Raw genomic sequence first — 17,743 nt, forward strand, 5'->3', positions numbered from 1 at the left:
GCCGCTATGCAACGACTATCCTTTCCCCGACACGAAAGGATGCACCATGAGCCCCACGATCAATCAGGCCCGGCCCGATGCGGTGACGGCGTTCCCGATCCACATACCCGACGCCGACCTCAGCGACCTCGCCGACCGCCTCGAGCGTGTGCGCTGGCCCGATGCCGGCACGATCACGGATGGGCGTCAGGGGCCTGCTTTGCCGACAATCCGGCGATTGGTAGAGCGCTGGCGGAACGGCTATGACTGGCGTGCCACTGAGGCCATGCTCAACGGTTGGGGCAGCAGCAGAACCGTCATCGACGGGCTGGGCATCCACTTCCTGCACATCCGGTCGCCGCACGCGAACGCCACTCCACTGCTGCTGACTCACGGTTGGCCTGGTTCGATCCTCGAGTTCCGCGAGCTGATCGGACCACTCAGTGATCCGTCATCGCATGGCGGCAATGCCGCCGACGCCTTTCATCTCGTGATCCCGGCACTCCCGGGCTTCGGCTTTTCGGACAAGCCGACTGAGACGGGTTGGGGCGTGGGTCGCACCGCTGCAGTGTGGGGTCAGCTGATGCAACGGCTGGGCTATGGTGACCGGTGGATGGCGCAGGGCGGCGACTGGGGGGCAGCGGTGACGACAGCGCTGCCCCACATGCGCGCACCCGGTCTCGGCGGCATCCACCTTAACATGGTGCTGTTCCAGCCGACTGCCGAGGAGATGGCCGACGCAACGCCTGACGAGCAGCGAATGCTCGACGACGCGCAGCGCTACGACTGCGAGTACTCGGGCTATATGAAACTGCAATGCACGCGCCCGCAGTCGATCGCGTTTGCGCTGGCCGACTCTCCGGTAGGTCTGGCGAGCTGGATCTACGCGCTTTTCCAGGACGTATCCGACAGCGATGGTCAGCCCGAGTGCGTGATCCCGCTTGACCATCTCATCGACGACGTGATGCTTTACTGGCTACCAAACTCCGGGCCGAGTTCGGCACGCTTCTACTGGGAGGCCGCCCAGGAGATGGCGCAAGGGATGCCGCACGATCCGATCCCGTTGCCGGCCGGCGTGAGCATGTTCCCCGGCGAGCAGGTTCGGCTCTCGCGGCGCTGGGCTGAAACGCGCTTCGCGGACCTACGCTTCTTCGCCGAGGCGGACAGGGGCGGACATTTCGCGGCCATGGAGAACGCACAGACACTGGTCGAGCATATTCGGTCGACCTTCCGCACAATCCGGTAAACGGGATTAGTAGCAATGCACATCCTCCTCGTCATGGCGCATCCTGCCGGCCCGTCGCTGACCTGCTCCGTTGCTTCCGCAATCCTCGATGCGGGGACAGCGCTCGGACACTCCGTCGAACTTGTCGATCTAGTGGCGGAAGGGTTCGATCCGGTCTTCGGGCCTGCGGACCATGCAGCATTCACCGCAGCTGGCCCGACCCCGCCTGATGTGCGCCGAGAGCAGCAGCGGATTGACCGGGCCGATCACCTCGTCCTCGTCCACCCAGTCTACTGGTGGTCAATGCCGGCGGTGCTCAAGGGCTGGATCGATCGTGTGTTCGTGTCCGGATGGGCATTCGAAGAGAATGCCGATGGGCGTATCGTCAAGAAACTCGGACGGTTGAACGTCCATCTCATCGCGCTGGCTGGGGCCAGTGCCGCGACCTATGCCAAGCATGGCTATCGTGATGCGATGCGCGCCCAGATCGATCATGGCATCTTCGACTTCTGCGGCGCGCCGGTGGTCACGTCCGAACTCATCGATGGACAAATGGAAGATCTTGCCTCGGTGCCATCAAAGGTGGCCAGCCTTATTGACCGCCACCTTGCGTGACAGGCAATGCAGCCGCGTATCCTGAGGACCCAGATGCGGTCGCTGCGGGCGCCCTGCCTGCCTCCCGGCTCCGGTCGCTCATTCATCTCGGTGTTCGAGGCTTGTGGGTGTTCCGCAAAGCTGTCTGGTTGGCTTGATTTGGGAGGCCGGGCGGAACGTCTGCTTTGCGCGGTTAATAAGGGGAAGCGGGCCAGGAACGGCCCGCTGCTCCCACGGCCGCTCCTTTGTCAAGGAATGCAAGAATGTCGGACGCGGCACGAGATGCAGCTCCCGCCGATGTATCTCCTAACGAGCTTTTGGCAAGTTCACGCTGCCTGCGCAAATAGGCGGGGTGGCGTCCAGCGGCTCTGTTTATAGCTGCCATCAGTTCGTCGGGTCGTTCAATGACTTCACCAAGATGCCAGAATTTGAAGTGTGGATCGTTGCCCCAATCGACTTTATGGGGATTCAGAAACACGCACGGCCTTGGCTGGGCGAGGAACTCATAAACCTGACTGCTAACGTCGCCGACGTAAATATCCGCGGCAGTGGTGTAGCTGTTGTCTACCGAACGGTCCGACTCTGGGTCTATCAGGATCGTTGCCGTGCTTCGGCTACGCCAGCGATTGCGAGCACATTCCGAGCGCCTCCGAAACATCTTCACGTGAGGCGCCACGATCAGATTGTAGTCCTGTTGCGCGGCGAAGTCGCGCAGCATGGGTTTGATGAAACTGCTCCACGACTGAAGCCCGCGCACCTTGTGAGGATTATAAAGAACAATTGGCCGGTCATTTGCAAACAAGGGCTGTGCGGCTGCTACCAGACGCCGGCTGGTGTCCAGCTTTGGGTAGCCTGGCGCGGTAATCCGGCCGACGCGGGCGATACCCATGTCGAGGAAGCGCTGCTTCATTTTCTCGCCCTGGACTATGATCAAGTCGAACCGAGCCCGGCGGGGCATCGACGGCACGTATCGGTCGCCAGCGCCATGAACGATCAAGATGCGGGCGGGGCGTTTGGGCGCTGGTTTGTCGCCAAACAGGATCTCCGCGGTATCCTCAAGCGACACTACCGCGTCATGGAGCGCAAGTTGGGCTTCGTTTGACCGGAGGACTGCTTCTTTATCCAGACCAAACACACGCATAGCTTGCACCGCCTTGGTCTTGATGCTCCGGGCAAGGCGGACATAGGCTACAGGCGGCACTCCATACGCGCGCCTGATGCGCTCAAGGTGATGGGGAACCTCCGGGTCGTTGTAGTAGAAGGTCACGCTTACCTCCGGCCGCTGGAGCAGCTCAAAGGCGACAGCTGCCCCATGATAAGCTTGATAAGCCTCTGCGATGAAGAGAAACGCGATATTCATCGCGGCCATATAGGTAGCGAGGGACCACTTGAAAGAAGCGGGCGTGATCAATACGTTACCATCACCTATACCTGGGTCAGCTTCCTGAACGAGCGTCAGGTATCGAATGCGCGTAGCGATGTAAGGTTCGTGTGCTTATGGGCGGGCAACCGCCGTGCCCTATCGCTGAGAAGAGCCATTAGAAGCCGTACAGCGTCCTTACGACCTTTCCCGAAAGCGGCCGTTCGTTCATCGCGATGCGCGGCTCTCGCTCCGTGCGCCCGGTAACGACGCTCGCGCATTATACCCCTAATACAAGGGGATCGTATCTCATGAACGTTGCACCGCTCTCCCTCGCGCTTATCCTCGTCGCCTCGCCTGCGGTCGCGCAGGGCAGTCCGGAAGACAACGACAAGCGCCCGGTCCAGGCGCATTTCTACGAGCTGACCCCGCTGAAGCCCGGATCCGACTTCGTTGCTTCGCTGAAGCTGCCCCGCGGCTATCATGCCAGCGTATGGGCAAGCGGCCTTGGCAACACCCGCGTCATTGCGGTAGCGCCGGACGGCTCCGTCTACGTCAGCCGTCGTTCCGAGGCGGACATCGTCCGGCTGGTTGACGCGAACCGCGACGGGCGTGCCGACGGCTCGCCGACCGTCATCGTCAACCGGCCCGGCCTGCATGGGCTGACGATCCACGACGGCATGCTCTACTTCATGACGGCCAAGGAGGTGTTCCGCGCAGCCCTGCGACCCGATGGCGGCATCGGCACCGTGGAAACGCTGATCGACGATCTGCCCGACGCTGGGCAGCACCTCAACCGCACGCTCGCGATCGGCCCTGACAAGATGCTCTACATCAGCGCAGGCTCGACCTGTAACGCCTGCGACGAGTCCAGCCAGGAGAATGCGACGCTGATCCGCGCGAGCCTCGACGGCAAGACCCGACGGGTGTGGGCGTCGGGGCTACGCAACACGATCGGCTTCGGCTGGCATCCGCGCACCGGCGAACTGTGGGGCTGGGACCAGGGGATCGACTGGCTCGGCAACGACCTGCAGCGCGAGGAGGTTAACAAGATTGAGCGCGGCAAGCGCTACGGTTGGCCGTACGTCTTCGAGGACGGCAAGCGGAACCCGCAGGACGAGCCGCCCGGCGGGCTGACCGCCGCGCAATGGGCGGCGGCGTCGACTAATCCGGTGGTGATGCACGTCGCGCACTCGGCGGGCATGCAGATGGCCTTCCACCCGGGCGGCGGCTTCGGCCCGGACGTGGCCGGCGACGCGTTCGTGGCGCTGCGTGGCAGCTGGAACCGCAAGCCTGCGTCGGGTTACGAACTGGCGCGAATCCGATTCGATGCCAACGGTCAGGCGACCCGCGTCGAAACCTTCGTCAGCGGATTCATGAGCCGCGACGGCACGGGCCAGTACGGTCGGCCGTGCGGCGTGGCGGTGATGCGCGACGGCTCGATCCTGCTTTCCGACGACGCCAATGGCGTGATCTACCGCATCACCTATGACGGCGCGACCGGCCAGGCCGCGCCGCTGGCACCACCGCCCGGCCCGATGCTAGACCAGGCGGCACGCGGCACCAACGTTCCACTGGCGCTCACGCGTCCCGAGACACGGTCGAGCGGCTCGGCCAGGCTTAACGTCAGCGCGGCCGCGTTCACCGCCAACGGTGCGATCCCGCGTGAGCACAGCGAATACGGCCTCGGCATCTCGCCCGCTCTGAACTGGACAGCCGTCCCTAACGCCGCCTCCTACGCCATCCTGGCCGAGGACCCGGACGGCTCTGCGAAACCAGTCGTCCACTGGGTCGCCTGGAACGTGCCTGCAGGCACCACCCAACTGCCTTCCGGGCTGCAGGAGCGCGACCGCCTCAATGGTGGGCCGCTCGAGGGCATCATGCAGGGCGCGAGCGGGCGCGGCACCGTGGGCTGGTACGGCCCGCGCCCACCGAAGGGCGACGCACCGCATCACTACCACTTCCAAGTGCTCGCGCTCGACCGCCAACTTGATCTGCCGCTCGGTGCCACGCGAGACCAACTGCTCGCCGCCGTGGCTGGGCACGTGATCGCGACTGGCGACCTCGTCGGCACATACGCCGAGCCGAAGTGAGCCGTTCCGGCTCCCCTCTCGCGCTGTGACGCGAAGCCGCCGCCTGAAGATCACCGGCGTGGCGCTCGCGATCGCGGCGGCGGCGTTCGCGATCCTGCTAGTCATCGCGCATCGCCCCGCCATCGCGTCCGTCGAGCGTCCCGATCCGCGATCGTTCGAACCCGCGCTGGTCGCGCGCGGCGCCAATCTGGCGCGGATCGGCAATTGTGTCAGTTGCCACCAGTCCGAAGGCGGTCGCCCCTATGCCGGCGGCTATCCGATAAACACGCCATTCGGCACGATCTATGGCAGCAACATCACCCCCGATCCTGGCACCGGCATCGGTCGCTGGTCGCGTGCAGCCTTCGCCCGGGCAATGCGCGAGGGCGTGGGCCGCGACGGCAGCCACCTCTATCCCGCCTTTCCCTACACCCACTATGCGGGGGTAACCGATGGGGACGTGGACGCGCTCTACGCCTTCCTGATGACGCGCCCCGCGGTGCGGGCGACGCCGCCCAACAACGACCTGATCCCGCCGCTGAGCTTCCGCCCCCTGCTGGCGGGGTGGAAGCTGCTGTTCTTCCGGCCGGCCCCGGTTCGTGCCGATCCGTCGCAGTCGGCCGAGTGGAACCGCGGCCGCTACCTCGGCGAGACGCTGGCGCACTGCTCCGCCTGCCACAGCCCGCGCGGGCTGTTACAGCAGGAGAAGCGCGGAGCCGAAACCTATGCCGGCGGCTGGTCGGGTGGCTGGTACGCGCCGCCGATCAACGCCCGCTCGCCAGCGGTCCGCGCCTGGACACCGCAGCGGCTCGAGACCTACTTGCGCACCGGACTGAGCCGCGATCACGCGGCAGCCGCAGGGCCGATGGGGCCCGTGACATACAATCTGGCACGGGCTGACCCAGCGGACGTGCGGGCGCTCGCGCGCTACTACGCGTGGTGGATGCGCGACGCGCCGGCGGCGAAGGTGGAACCCCCGCTGCCCGATCGCCGCGCCCTGGCGGAGCGGCAGCATCCCGCTGGTGCCCGTCTCTACGAAGGGGCGTGCGCGACCTGCCACGAGCCCGGCGCGCCGATGGTTGTCGCGGGCCGCCCCGTGCTACCGCTCGGCACGCCGCTGCACGAGGACAACCCGCGCGACACCATCCAGATCATCCTTCAGGGGCTGCGCCCGCCGGTGGAGGCGAGCGGCCCGTACATGCCCGCCTATGCCGACGCGCTGACCGACAGGCAGATCGCCGAGATCATCAGATACCTAAAGGCGCGGCATGGCTCCGGACCGGCGTGGAAAGACCTGGAGAATGAAGTGGCCGAGGCGCGGGAGGAGGGCCGATGATCGAGCTGAACGTAAATGGCGCCGTCGCCCGGGCGGACGTTGATCCCGCCACCCCGCTTCTCTACGTCCTGCGCGACGACTTGGGGCTGCACGCGGCCAAGTTCGGCTGCGGCCTCGGCCAGTGCGGCGCGTGCACCATCCTCGTCGACGACCGCCCGGTCTTCTCGTGTCTGCTCCCCGTCGGTGCCATCGGCGATCGCGCGGTGACGACCGTCGAGGGGCTCGGCACCGCCGAAGCGCCAGGTGACGTCCAGCGCGCCTTCCTCCACGAACAGGCCGGCCAGTGCGGCTACTGCATCCCGGGCATGATCGCCCGCGCGGAGGCGCTGCTGCGACGCACGACGACACCGACCGAGGAGGAGATGCGTTCCGCCATGGCGCCCTCGTTGTGCCGGTGCGGCACGCATATGCGCATCCTGCGCGCGGTGCGACGGGCTGCGGTTTCGCGTGGTGGTGGGGTCGTTAATCCCGCGGAGCCGGTCACATGACCCCGTCACGCCGCGAGATGATCGGCGGGCTGCTGGTCGTCTTCACGCTGGCCCCCGCCGTGCACGCGCAGACCGGCGGCGGCGAGGGAAGCGGCGGGCCGCCGACGGTCGCCCCCGACCTGCCCGGCACGCTCGCCAAGTTCCCCGACCTCGACGCATGGATTCGCATCGCCCCCGATGGCCGCGTCACCGTCTTCACCGGCAAGGCGGAGCTCGGCACCGGCATCAAGACCGCCATCGCGCAGCTCGCCGCCGACGAACTCGACGTCGCTTTCGAGCAAATCGACCTCATCACCGCCGATACCGGACTGACCCCGAACGAGGGGGTGACCGCAGGCAGCCAGACGCTGGAGCAGAGCGGCACCGCTGTCGCCAACGCCGCCGCCAATGTCCGCCTGCTGCTGGCCGAAGCGGCCGCAGCGCGCTGGGGCGTGGCCGCCACCGACCTGTTCACACGCAATGGCGCCGTGCTGGACGGCAAAGGCCGGAGCGTCAGCTATGCCGACCTCGTCGGCACGACCTCGCTCGCCGTGCGCGCACGCGCGGACGTCCCGAGAAAGCGCCAGGAGGCACGCCGGCTTATCGGACGCCCGGTGCCGCGTGTCGACCTGCCTGCGAAGCTCACCGGGCTTCCTGCCTATGTCCACGACATGCGCCTGCCAGGCATGGTGCACGCGCGCGTGCTGCGCGGACCGAGCTCGGGCACCAGAGGGCGCTTCGACCTGTCGGCGATCGCGCGGCTGCCGGGCGTCGACCAGGTCGTGCGCCGCGGCGGCTTCGCCGCGATCGTCGGCCCGCGCGAGTGGCCGCTCGAACGCGCGCTGCACATGGCGGCACGGAGCGGCTGGGAGGCGGACGCAGGCGCAAACGCACCGGGAGCGCTGCCCGACGCCCTGCTGCGGATGGGTCGTGAGAGCCAGACGATCGAGGACAGGCGCGACGAGCCGAACGCCCGCCCGGTGCGGCGTCTGTCGGCGCGCTACGATCGGCCGTACCTGATGCACGGCGCGATCGGTCCCTCTTGCGCGGTGGCGCTATTCGAGGATGGACGTCTCACCGTCTGGACGCATAGCCAGGGTGTCGAGCCGCTGCGCGTGTCCATCGCCGAACTGCTGGCGATGCCGGCCGAACGGGTTCGCTGCGTCCACCGAGAGGGCGCGGGCTGCTACGGCCACAACGGCGCGGACGATGTCGCTGGCGACGCCGCGCTGGTCGCGGTTGCCATGCCCGGCGTGCCCGTCCGCCTGCAATGGAGTCGCGAGCAGGAGCATGGCTGGGAGCCGCTCGGCCCTGCGATGCTGGCGCAGCTTGATGCAGACCTCGACGCCTCCGGCCGCATCGTCGCCTGGGGTCATCAGGTCTGGAGCAATACGCACAGCACGCGGCCGACCGCCGCGGGCGATCTGCTCGCGGGCCGCGAGATGGTTCCCCCCTTCCCTCCCACCCCGCCCAAGCCGATCCCGCAGCCGAACGGAGGCGGCGACCGCAACGCCATCCCGCTCTACGCCTTTCCGAACAGCCGGGTCGTCAGTCACTTCCTTCCCGACATGCCGATCCGCGTCTCGGCGCTGCGCGGGCTCGGCGCTCACCTCAACATCTTCGCAGTGGAGAGCTTCATGGATGAGCTCGCCGCGGCGGTGGGACGCGATCCGGTTGCCTTCCGCCTTGCGCATCTCGACGATCCGCGCGCGGCGGGGGTGATCCGCCGTGCCGCTACGCGCTTCGGCTGGGAGGGGTACAGAGAGTCGCCGAACCGCGGGCGCGGCTTTGCCTTCGCCCGCTACAAGAACCATGGAGCTTATATCGCCATTGCACTCGACGTCGAGCGCGTACCCGACGAGGGACGCCTGATCGTCCATCGCGCCGTGGCCGCGGTCGACAGCGGCGAGGCCGTTAATCCCGATGGCATCCGCAACCAAGTGGAAGGCGGCATCGTGCAGTCGCTCAGCTGGACTGCGTACGAGGCGGCGGGCTTTGACGGTGGGCGCCGCATTGACTACGATTGGAGTACCTATCCCATCCTCCGTTTCGCAGACGCGCCGCGCAGCATCGTGGTCGACGTTGTGGATCGGCCTGGCATGCCGTTCCTGGGCACGGGCGAGTGTGCGCAAGGACCGACCGCCGCAGCCCTCGCGAATGCCTTAGAGGCGGCGGCGGGAAGTAGGATCAGGTCGCTGCCCGTTGCACGACCCGGTGCTCAGGTATTCTGACCCACAATCGGCCAATCGAGGGCCCCTGCCCGCTTCCCCATTTCGGACTTTCGTTCATGTCGATTTTTGCGGCAGTGCTGCTCAAATTTTACGGTGTAGACGGGGTTGCTGGCTACATCGATTAAGGAGAAAGCGGTCCCCCATTCGTTGTCGAGCCTGATAGCGGAGCGTTACGATCCGACGTACAAAGACGCAGGAGACATGAAAATGGTCGAGGCTCGTTGGAACGGATCGGTCATTGCGAAGAGCGACGACACCGTGATCGTCGAAGGCAATCACTATTTCCCTGCCAATGCCGTTGACCAGTCGGTCCTGCGACCAAGCAACACCACGTCGATCTGCCCGTGGAAGGGCACTGCTCAATACTACAGCCTGCATGTCGATGATGCCGATGATTCCGATGCCGCTTGGTACTATTCCGATCCCAGGCCCGAAGCGAAGTGGACTTGCCCCGCTCAAATGGAGAGGCATTTGCTCAGCGTGGCGCGGTTTGTTCGAACTGCGGCGGGCTGGTGTAGTTGAGCGCGGAGTGGCGCCGGACGGGGTTGTAGAAGCCGTCGATATAGCGGGCAAAGGCCTGCTCGGCCTGGGCACGGGTATAGAAGACGGTGGGCCAGACGAGTTCGGATTTGATGGTCTTGAAGAATGTCTCGACCATGGCGTTATCGTAGCAATTTCCCTTTCCCGACATGGAGATGCGGATGCCGTGGCGACGCAGCTCGGCTTGGTAGTCCACCGAACAATACTGGCTACCGCGGTCCGAATGATGAATGAGCCCCTTGGGGGGACGCCGCATGACGAGCGCCTTGCGCAGGGCAGCCAGCGCCAGATCGCGGTGCAGCCGGTCGCCGACAGCCCAGCCGACGACGCGGCGGGAGAAGAGGTCGATGACCACCGCCAGGTAGAGCCATCCCTCCCGTGTCCAGACGTACGAGATGTCGACGCCCCACTTCTGGTTGGTTGCCGTCGCGGTGAAATCCTGGTCGATGATGTTCGGCGCGATCGGCCAGGCGTGTTCGCTGTCGGTCGTGCGTTTGAACCTGCGCTTCTGCCGGGCACGCAGGTCGTTCTCGCGCATCAGCCGCGCCGTGCGACGCCGCCCGATGGCAAAGCCATCATCCTGCAACTCGCGCGTCATTCTCGGACTGCCATAGGTGCCGTTCGACAGGGCAAAAGCCGAGCGGACATGCGCCAGCATCACCATGTCATCGCGCTGACGCCGACTGGCCGGGCGATCCTTCCAAGCGAAGTAGCCGCTCTGGCTGACGCCGAGCACCCGGCAGAGGCGGTGGACCGGGAAATCCTCTCTCGCCCGATCGATGAGCTGGAACCTCATCGATTTCCCTCCCGGGCGAAAAAAGCGGTCGCCCGCTTCAGTATGTCACGCTCCTGTCGAAGGATCTCATTCTCCCGCCGAAGGCGCTTCAACTCGGCAGCCATATCCGCCTGCGGCGCTTGATCCGGCGTATCCACCAGACGATCCCGGCTGCGGCTGATCCAGCGCACCAGCGTCGATAGCCCCACTCCCAGATCCTCCGCTATTTCGCGCTGCGTCCGTCCGCTGGTCGCCACCAGCCGATCCGCTTCGTCCTCAAACTCCTTCGTGAACCGTCGCTGCTTCGTCATTGAGTTCGCCTTTCACTTCAAGGGAACTCTCCACTTTGCCGAGGCAAGTCCAAACCAGTTGTCTGCATTGCCGGAGATACGCGACCCATCCGGCGTGACAATGGAGTGACCCAAAACCAGACATTCGCACCCTTCCCCTACGTCCCCCAACTTCAGACGCTTGTTCATCTTCGCGTTGCGAGAACGTTGCGACCGATGAACTGCCCTGATGGCGGTAACGAGAATCAGACATGCTTCTCGGCGACGAGAAGGCGTCAAAGCAGGGAAAACGCCACGATGAGCAAGGAGGCGTTTAACCCCGGATTGCAGGCCGCACTCGACAAGCGCGCTGCTTTGCCGAGGACCGCGTAGAAACGGCGGAAACCTTGGAAGCTTTGGCTGAGGCTTGGCTACAGGTTCGCCCGGGTTACACCGCCCGATCAAAAAGCCGGTCATGCTCGCATTGATGCTGACGTGGTCGCCTCATTCAAGAACCATGCCCAAGACCGGGGATATCAGACCGAGCTCAACCCTGTGCTGCGCAGCTATGTGCTGGATGCACGGCCATGACGCGGGGTTACGACACCATCTATGCCGCGAGCACGTGCAACGTGCGCAACGGTGTCCATATGGGCCGGTTCTTACGGCGCTACACACCGGTCCATACCAATCGCTATTGCGACACGGTTGCAGTTGTTGAGCGGGGTTTGTATCTGCCTCCGAAAGGGGAATTGGTATGAAGCTCGTACTCGGCGCTCTTGCAGTGAGCGTCATCTGGGTCACCGGCGCAAGCGCACAGGAGACACGGGATGGTGGCGAACCATTGGACAGCCGCCGGGAAGACATCGTCGTGACGGCCGCGCGGACAAACCTGCCCGCCAGTGCCCTGCCGCTGACGGTGGATTTAATCGATCGCGAGACGCTGTCACGTCAGGTCACGGTGTCTGGATCGGTGGTCGACGCGGTGTCGGCGCTGCTGCCCGCCTTCTCGCCCACGCGCGAGAAGATCACCGGCGTCGGCGAGACGTTGCGCGGTCGCTCACCGCTCTATGCCATCAACGGCATCCCGCAGACCACGCCGATCCGCGATGGTGCGCGCGACGGCTATACGATCGACCCCTTCTTCATCGACCGTATTGAGGTCATCTACGGTTCCAACGCGCTTCAGGGGATCGGCGCAACGGGCGGGGTCGTCAACCAAGTCACGGTGCGCGCGCCCCGGGAAAACGGCTGGAGCGGTCGAGCGCTTCTTCAGGGCAACAGCGGCGACGACTTCTCGGGTGCTTCACTTGGCGGCAAGGTCGCCGGCGTCGTCAATTTTCGCAGCGGACGGTTCGACGCCACCGGCGGCATCGCTTTCGAACGACGCGGAGCATTTCTGGACGGCCGCGGCAGGCGCATCGGCTATGATGGCAACCAAAGCGAGATACAGGACACCGATACGCTGTCCTTCTTCGGTCGCGTCGGCGTCGATGTGTCGGATACCGCCCGGTTCGAGGTCATCGCCAACCGCTTCCGGCTGCAAGGCAACAACCATTATGTGCCGGTAGAGGGCAGCCGTGCACGCGGCATCCCCGCGACGACCCGCCGCGGCGAAACGCCGGGACAGCCTTCCACCGGTGTCGCGCAGATGGTGTCGGCATCACTGACGGACGGCGATCTCGCAGGCGGCGCGTTCACGTTGCAGGGCTTCTACAACCGCACGAGCGACACCTTCGCGGGCGGCATCCTCGCAACCTTCCAGGATGCGCGGATCGCACCGGTCGGCACACTGTTCGAGCAATCGCGCAACGTGTCGCGCAAACTGGGCGGCAAGGTGAGCTACGAGCGCGCTGTTCCCGGTTTGGAAGCGCTGACGCTTACCGCGGGGTTCGACGCACTGTTGGACCGCACTGCGCAGACACTGGTGCAGACGGATCGGGTATGGGTGCCGCAGACCGATTTCCGCAGCCTTGCCCCGTTCGGTCAGGCCAACCTCAGGTTGTTCAACGGCATCGTCCGGCTGGCGGGCGGCGTGCGGTACGAAAATGTGCGGCTCGACGTACCCGACTATACGACGCTGGCGACATCCGGCTCGCGCTTCGTCACCGGCGGCAAGCCGGCGTTCGACCGCGCCTTGTGGAACGGTGGCGTCGTGTTGGAGCCGATGAAGGGCATCCGTGCCTATGGCAGCTATGCGGAGGGCTATACAATCGCCGACATCGGCCGTGTGTTGCGCGGGATCAGCCAGCCGAACGTGCGGATCGACGGGTTCCTCAACCTGACGCCGGTCATCTCAAACAACCGCGAGGTGGGCGTCGAGGTGACGCAAGGCCCGCTTGTCGCCAGCGCCACCTATTACTGGTCGTCGAGCGAGGCGGGACAGGTGCTGGTCCGCAATGACGACGGCATCTTCAACGTCAACCGTCAGCCGGTCGACATCGAGGGGCTGGAGCTAAACCTCGATGTTCGCATGCCATTGCCCGGCCTGAAGATCGGGACCGGCTACAGCCACGTCACTGGCCGGACGGACACCAACGCGGACGGTGCGCTCGACGCCGATCTCGACGGCGCCAACATCTCGCCCGACCGTCTGAACCTCAACCTCGACTATAGCAGCGGTCGCTTCAGCGCGCGTGCGCAGGGGCGCTGGTATTTATCACGCCGGTTTCAGGGGCAGCCGATCGCCAACGATTTCGTCGGCTACCGTTTGTTCGATGCCTATGTCGCCTACGAGCTGCCGGTCGGCCGGGTGATGCTGAGTGTCCAGAACCTGGGCAATACCGACTACGTCACCTATTACAGCGATACGCAGGGGCCAACCGACAATGCCCGCTTCTACACCGGGCGGGGCCGCAATTTCACGCTGAGCTGGCAAGCTGGTTTCTGATGCGCACGCTATCGCTGCTTCACCGCTGGATCGGCGCGATCGGCGGCCTGTTGCTGGCCATGCTGGGGCTGACGGGAACGCTGCTGGTATGGCGAGACGACCTGACGTTCGTGGCGCATGCCGGCGATCCCGTCCGTCCCGATCTCGCGACCCTGGCGCGGATTGCGACGACGCTAGCGGAGGGATCACGACCGGTCGACCGCATCACCTTTGCCGGCGATGGCCTGGGCGTCCATCAGGTCATCTTCGCGGACGGTGGCGGCGCCTATCTGAGCCAGGCTGGTGAGACGGTCGCGCGCTGGTCCTCCTCGTGGCAGCGGCCCGAGCTATGGATGTTTGACCTGCACCACCAGTTATTGATCGGCGATGTCGGCGAAGCTGTGACGGGTGTCGCCGGTCTGATCGGTCTGTTCTTAGTCGTGACGGGGATCATCCTGTGGTGGCGGACGCGCAGTCGCTTTCAGTTTCGGCTCTGGCCGACAACGATGAAGCCCGGCGCGATCGTCCATCACCATCGCGACATGGGTGTCGTAACCGCACCGCTGCTGATCGTATCGCTGGTGACGGGGGCGCTGATGGTCTTTCCTGTACTCGGTGGCCCGCTCCTGGCGGAATCACGTCCGCGACCGCCGAGCGTCGCCTCGGTCCAAGAGCGAAATGCTCGCGCGGATCTGACGCCGTTGCTCGTCAGGGCCGCCAGCATGTTTCCGGGTGCCGAACTTCGCCGGCTGCAATGGCCTCGAAAGGCAGGCGCGCCCCTCGTGCTGCGACTTCGCCAATCGTTCGAATGGACACCCAACGGGCGAACATTCGTCTATGCCGATCCGTCCACGCTCGCGATTGTCGGCCGCGCCCATCCGGCGACGCGTGACGCTGCGGCCTCCATCCGCGAGAAGCTCTATCCGGTCCATGCTGCCAAGACCGGCGGTATCCTATGGAAACTGGCGATGAGTGTCTCCGGCCTTGCGCTAGCACTGCTCGGTAGCCTTGCCATTTACGGGTTCGGGCGAACGCAGTGGAATATCGGTCAAGCGAAACGCAAGAAGCGGAGAAGACGCTGACACGTTGTCGGCCTGCTGCATACCACCGACATCACGATCCTAAGCTTGCCAGACTAACGAACGACCCATTGCTGGTCATTCCCGCTACTTTTGGAACGTGCCGAAAGCCGCCGCACGTCTAGTGAACAAAATTAACTTATTGATCACCGAAAACGTTATACAACCTAGGGTTCAGGTAAAGCGGAGGGCGACGATGGCGTGATCCGTCTCCTCATATAGCATTTCGCAGGTACATAGTATCTAAGATCGAACTTCATCAGTAGGCTTGGTGTAGACCACTCGAAATCCGATGTGCGATGTCGGCAAGTCACGTTCCTGCGCCTGGTAGGCAGCGGGGCGGAAATTGGCGCAATAGTTCATCGCGCAAAGAAAGCTGCCGCCCTTCACCAGCCCCATCGCGGCGTTGCCTGCGACCCATTCCCAGACATTGCCGACCATGTCGTAGATGCCCAGGTCGTTCGGCTCGAAGCAACCCACCGGCGCGATACCGGCATAGCCGTCATCGCCGGTGTCGCGGATCGGGAATACGCCTTCCCATACATTGGCGCGCGGCTTGCCGTTCTTGAACGCCCAACTCAGTGGGTCGCGCCCCGCGTGCTGGGCGCCGCGGGCGGCGTGTTCCCACTGCGCGCTGCTGGGCAGCGTGCCTCCGGCCCAACGGGCATAGGCAGCCGCATCATCGCGATCGACATGGACGACTGGGACATCCGCCTTGCCAGCCAAGTCGCTGCCGGGCCCCTCCGGATGCCGCCAGTCCGCGCCCTTGACGAACCGCCACCAGCGCGACGCATCGTTGAGGGATACACGCTCGGTGGGCGACACGAACAGCGCCGAGGCGCCGTCTCGCTCAGCGCGCGTGACATGCCCGGTCGCCGCGACGAAGTCGGCGAACTGGCGATTGGTCACTTCGTGCGCATCGATCCAGAAGGCATCGACCCTAGTCGCCTCGCCCGAACGACCCGGACCATCCTCGCCCAGCAGGACGGTTCCTGCCGCCACGAACCGGCGCGTATCAACCGTCAGGCAGCGGGCGGACGGAGACAAAGATCGGGGCGGTGTACGGGCGCCGACAGTGGTCGCGGCGACGAGTGCCAGCAATAGCGCGGCCCGACCTCTCACGGCCGCGCGCCCGGCGGCGTTGCCGGTGCCGGATCGGCAGCCGGCAGCGGCACCACCCCCTTGGCCCTGGCATAGCCGTCATAGGCCGCGACCAGTTCGGCAAGCCGCGCCGGCTGTTCCGTCGCGAGATCGCGCGTCTCGCCGGGATCGGCCGCAAGGTCGAACAGCTGCCAGCGGCCGGTGCTAACGCCCTTGCGCGTGTAGCGATTGGTGCCGGCCGGCAAATACACCACCTTCCAATCGCCCTTGCGCAGCGCACGACGGAAGAAGAGTTCGTAACCGAGCGTATCCGTCGGGCTGCGCACCGCGGCAGCGCCGCCGGACAGGACCGGACGCAGGCTACGCCCCTCGTGCGGCAGGATCGCGTGGCCGGCGAACTGCGCGGGCTGTTTCAACCCGGCATAGTCGAGCAGCGTCGGTGCCACGTCGCGCACGTCGAGATTGGCGGTGGCGATGCGTCCGCCGCCGCCGCTCACGCCCTTGCCCGCGGCGAAGGCACTGACGCGGATGCCGCCCTCGGTCGTATAGCCCTTGACCAGCCAGGACGGCACCGAATTGGCCTGCGCCCAGCCGGGGCCATAGCCGACATAGCTGGTTGGCTTGCCGATATTGGCCAAGCTGTTGTCGATGCCGAGCGCGGGATCGGGCGCCTGCGGCGCGTCCGGACCGCCAGGTGGCGGCGTGTCGCCCGGCCTGGCGACCTTGAACCGCGGGCTCGGCGCCTCGATCGCGTTGCCCTCCGGCCCGTTGTCGGAGAAGAACAGGATGATGGTGTCGTCGTAGCGGCCCTGCGCTTTCAAGGCAGCGATCACTCGGCCGACATTCTGGTCCATCCGGTCGACCATCGCCGCATAGACCTCCATCTTGCGCGCCTCAATCGCCCGCTCCCCGGCGCTCAGCGACGCCCAGGGGCGGACCTGCTCGGTGACGTGCGCGACCGCGTCGGCCGGCACCAGGCCCAGCTGCTTCTGCCGCGCCAGTCGCGCGGCGCGCAGCGCCTCGTAACCCTGGTCGTAGCGGCCCTTGTACCGCGCAATTGTCTCGTCCGGCGCCTGGAGCGGCCAGTGCGGCGCAGTGAAGGGCAGATAGGCGAAGAAGGGCCGCCGGTCCCCCGCCTTCGCCGCGGCGTCGAGATAGCCGATCAGCCGATCGGCGAAATAGTCGGCGGAGAAGCTCCCGACCGGGAATGCGGCCGGCTTGCCGTCGTCGCGATAGCTGGGAGCGAGCCCCGCCTTGGCCCAGCCCTCGTTCTGGTCGGCGCCGAAATGATTGGACAGTCCCTGGAGCAGCGCGAAGCTGTGCTCAAACCCGCGCGCCGCCGGCTCGCGATCGGGGGTCAGGCCCAGGTGCCACTTGCCCGCCATTACCGTCGCATAGCCGCCCGCGTGCAACAGCTCCGCGATCGAGGCGACCCGGTCGTTGAGATAGCCCTCGTAACCGGGCCGGCCGCGCGTGGCATCGCTCAGCAGCTCGGCCATCGTTCCCAGTCCAGCCTCGTGATTGTCGACCCCGCTCATCAGCATCGACCGGGTTGGCGAGCAGGTCGGCGCGGTGTGAAAGCCCGTGAAGCGAACGCCCGACAGCGCCAGCGCATCGAGGTTCGGGGTCGCGATCTCACCGCCGAACGCACCCAGGTCCGACCAGCCGAGATCGTCGGCGACGATGACGAGGAAATTGGGCGCGCCCTGCGGCGCCGGTGCTTGGGCCGGCGCAGCCGTCGCAGTGGCGCAGACGGACACAATCAGGGCCGGAATAGCGGCGGCTGCCAGAAATCGAATGCGGCTCATATCTGCTCCCGTCGATGTCGCGCGTGCAACGTACACGC

The 17,743-nt window shown here is 65.5% G+C and carries 14 protein-coding genes; 10 read left to right on the plus strand and 4 right to left on the minus strand.

The features are described from left to right. The first annotated feature begins 46 nt into the window (after positions 1-46). Together GQR91_RS15510 and GQR91_RS15515 are read left to right on the plus strand one after the other, a co-directional pair. The gene (locus GQR91_RS15510; RefSeq protein WP_149683624.1) at positions 47-1,225 is read left to right on the plus strand and encodes an epoxide hydrolase family protein; all 1,179 of its coding nucleotides are present in this window, start codon (positions 47-49) and stop codon (positions 1,223-1,225) included. Positions 1,226-1,240: 15 nt separating this feature from the next. Continuing rightward, the gene (locus GQR91_RS15515) at positions 1,241-1,819 is read left to right on the plus strand and encodes an NAD(P)H-dependent oxidoreductase (RefSeq protein ID WP_149683625.1); all 579 of its coding nucleotides are present in this window, start codon (positions 1,241-1,243) and stop codon (positions 1,817-1,819) included. Between the two features lie 172 nt (positions 1,820-1,991). On the opposite strand, the gene GQR91_RS15520 is transcribed toward GQR91_RS15515, so the two are convergent. Beyond that, a complete protein-coding gene (locus tag GQR91_RS15520; RefSeq protein ID WP_211368623.1) occupies positions 1,992-3,167 on the minus strand; it encodes a CDP-glycerol glycerophosphotransferase family protein in 1,176 nt (391 codons plus the stop codon). Positions 3,168-3,469: 302 nt separating this feature from the next. On the opposite strand from GQR91_RS15520, the gene GQR91_RS15525 reads away from it, so the two are divergent. The 5 genes from GQR91_RS15525 to GQR91_RS15545 all read left to right on the plus strand — a co-directional run bounded on the left by GQR91_RS15525 (position 3,470) and on the right by GQR91_RS15545 (position 9,786). Next, positions 3,470-5,251 (plus strand): YbhB/YbcL family Raf kinase inhibitor-like protein, encoded by a 1,782-nt coding sequence (locus GQR91_RS15525; protein ID WP_149683626.1) that lies wholly within the window; start codon positions 3,470-3,472, stop codon positions 5,249-5,251. Between the two features lie 58 nt (positions 5,252-5,309). Further along, the gene (locus tag GQR91_RS15530; RefSeq protein WP_311732287.1) at positions 5,310-6,566 is read left to right on the plus strand and encodes a cytochrome c; all 1,257 of its coding nucleotides are present in this window, start codon (positions 5,310-5,312) and stop codon (positions 6,564-6,566) included. Then, entirely contained in the window at positions 6,563-7,054 is a 492-nt protein-coding gene (locus tag GQR91_RS15535; RefSeq protein WP_149683627.1) for a (2Fe-2S)-binding protein, read from the plus strand. Before GQR91_RS15530 ends, GQR91_RS15535 begins: the two co-directional genes overlap by 4 nt. Further along, entirely contained in the window at positions 7,051-9,264 is a 2,214-nt protein-coding gene (locus GQR91_RS15540) for a xanthine dehydrogenase family protein molybdopterin-binding subunit (RefSeq protein ID WP_149683628.1), read from the plus strand. Before GQR91_RS15535 ends, GQR91_RS15540 begins: the two co-directional genes overlap by 4 nt. Before the next feature lie 207 nt (positions 9,265-9,471). Continuing rightward, the gene (locus tag GQR91_RS15545) at positions 9,472-9,786 is read left to right on the plus strand and encodes a DUF427 domain-containing protein (protein ID WP_149683632.1); all 315 of its coding nucleotides are present in this window, start codon (positions 9,472-9,474) and stop codon (positions 9,784-9,786) included. Here GQR91_RS15545 and GQR91_RS15550 read toward each other — a convergent pair. Beyond that, a protein-coding gene (locus GQR91_RS15550) for an IS3 family transposase (RefSeq protein ID WP_164727759.1) occupies positions 9,740-10,890 on the minus strand; the annotation gives its coding sequence in 2 pieces (ribosomal slippage) (positions 9,740-10,626 and positions 10,626-10,890; 1,152 coding nt in all). The two genes, GQR91_RS15545 and GQR91_RS15550, sit on opposite strands and share 47 nt — an antisense overlap. A 378-nt stretch (positions 10,891-11,268) precedes the next feature. Here GQR91_RS15550 and GQR91_RS19960 point away from each other — a divergent pair. The 3 genes from GQR91_RS19960 to GQR91_RS15565 all read left to right on the plus strand — a co-directional run bounded on the left by GQR91_RS19960 (position 11,269) and on the right by GQR91_RS15565 (position 14,799). Then, positions 11,269-11,439, plus strand: coding sequence for a BrnA antitoxin family protein (locus GQR91_RS19960; RefSeq protein WP_375781580.1), 171 nt, complete (start codon positions 11,269-11,271; stop codon positions 11,437-11,439). 166 nt (positions 11,440-11,605) lie between these two features. Then, a complete protein-coding gene (locus GQR91_RS15560; protein WP_149680703.1) occupies positions 11,606-13,738 on the plus strand; it encodes a TonB-dependent receptor in 2,133 nt (710 codons plus the stop codon). Then, a complete protein-coding gene (locus GQR91_RS15565; protein ID WP_149680704.1) occupies positions 13,738-14,799 on the plus strand; it encodes a PepSY-associated TM helix domain-containing protein in 1,062 nt (353 codons plus the stop codon). Before GQR91_RS15560 ends, GQR91_RS15565 begins: the two co-directional genes overlap by 1 nt. A 240-nt stretch (positions 14,800-15,039) precedes the next feature. Here the strand turns inward: GQR91_RS15565 and GQR91_RS15570 are convergent, their stop codons facing one another. Together GQR91_RS15570 and GQR91_RS15575 are read right to left on the minus strand one after the other, a co-directional pair. Then, positions 15,040-15,798 (minus strand): SUMF1/EgtB/PvdO family nonheme iron enzyme, encoded by a 759-nt coding sequence (locus GQR91_RS15570; RefSeq protein WP_235903810.1) that lies wholly within the window; start codon positions 15,796-15,798, stop codon positions 15,040-15,042. Between the two features lie 116 nt (positions 15,799-15,914). Continuing rightward, a complete protein-coding gene (locus GQR91_RS15575; protein ID WP_149680706.1) occupies positions 15,915-17,705 on the minus strand; it encodes an arylsulfatase in 1,791 nt (596 codons plus the stop codon). Positions 17,706-17,743 lie beyond the last annotated feature (38 nt).

Source organism: Sphingomonas carotinifaciens, assembly GCF_009789535.1.
Taxonomy (GTDB): Bacteria; Pseudomonadota; Alphaproteobacteria; order Sphingomonadales; family Sphingomonadaceae; genus Sphingomonas; species Sphingomonas carotinifaciens.

Excerpts from the sequence above, each read along its gene's own strand:
- GQR91_RS15510 (WP_149683624.1), top strand. The coding sequence starts at position 47 with ATGAGCCCCACGATCAATCAGGCCCGGCCCGATGCGGTGACGGCGTTC.
- GQR91_RS15515 (WP_149683625.1), top strand. The coding sequence starts at position 1,241 with ATGCACATCCTCCTCGTCATGGCGCATCCTGCCGGCCCGTCGCTGACC.
- GQR91_RS15520 (WP_211368623.1), bottom strand. The coding sequence starts at position 3,167 with ATGGCCGCGATGAATATCGCGTTTCTCTTCATCGCAGAGGCTTATCAA.
- GQR91_RS15525 (WP_149683626.1), top strand. The coding sequence starts at position 3,470 with ATGAACGTTGCACCGCTCTCCCTCGCGCTTATCCTCGTCGCCTCGCCT.
- GQR91_RS15535 (WP_149683627.1), top strand. The coding sequence starts at position 6,563 with ATGATCGAGCTGAACGTAAATGGCGCCGTCGCCCGGGCGGACGTTGAT.
- GQR91_RS15540 (WP_149683628.1), top strand. The coding sequence starts at position 7,051 with ATGACCCCGTCACGCCGCGAGATGATCGGCGGGCTGCTGGTCGTCTTC.
- GQR91_RS15545 (WP_149683632.1), top strand. The coding sequence starts at position 9,472 with ATGGTCGAGGCTCGTTGGAACGGATCGGTCATTGCGAAGAGCGACGAC.
- GQR91_RS15560 (WP_149680703.1), top strand. The coding sequence starts at position 11,606 with ATGAAGCTCGTACTCGGCGCTCTTGCAGTGAGCGTCATCTGGGTCACC.
- GQR91_RS15565 (WP_149680704.1), top strand. The coding sequence starts at position 13,738 with ATGCGCACGCTATCGCTGCTTCACCGCTGGATCGGCGCGATCGGCGGC.
- GQR91_RS15575 (WP_149680706.1), bottom strand. The coding sequence starts at position 17,705 with ATGAGCCGCATTCGATTTCTGGCAGCCGCCGCTATTCCGGCCCTGATT.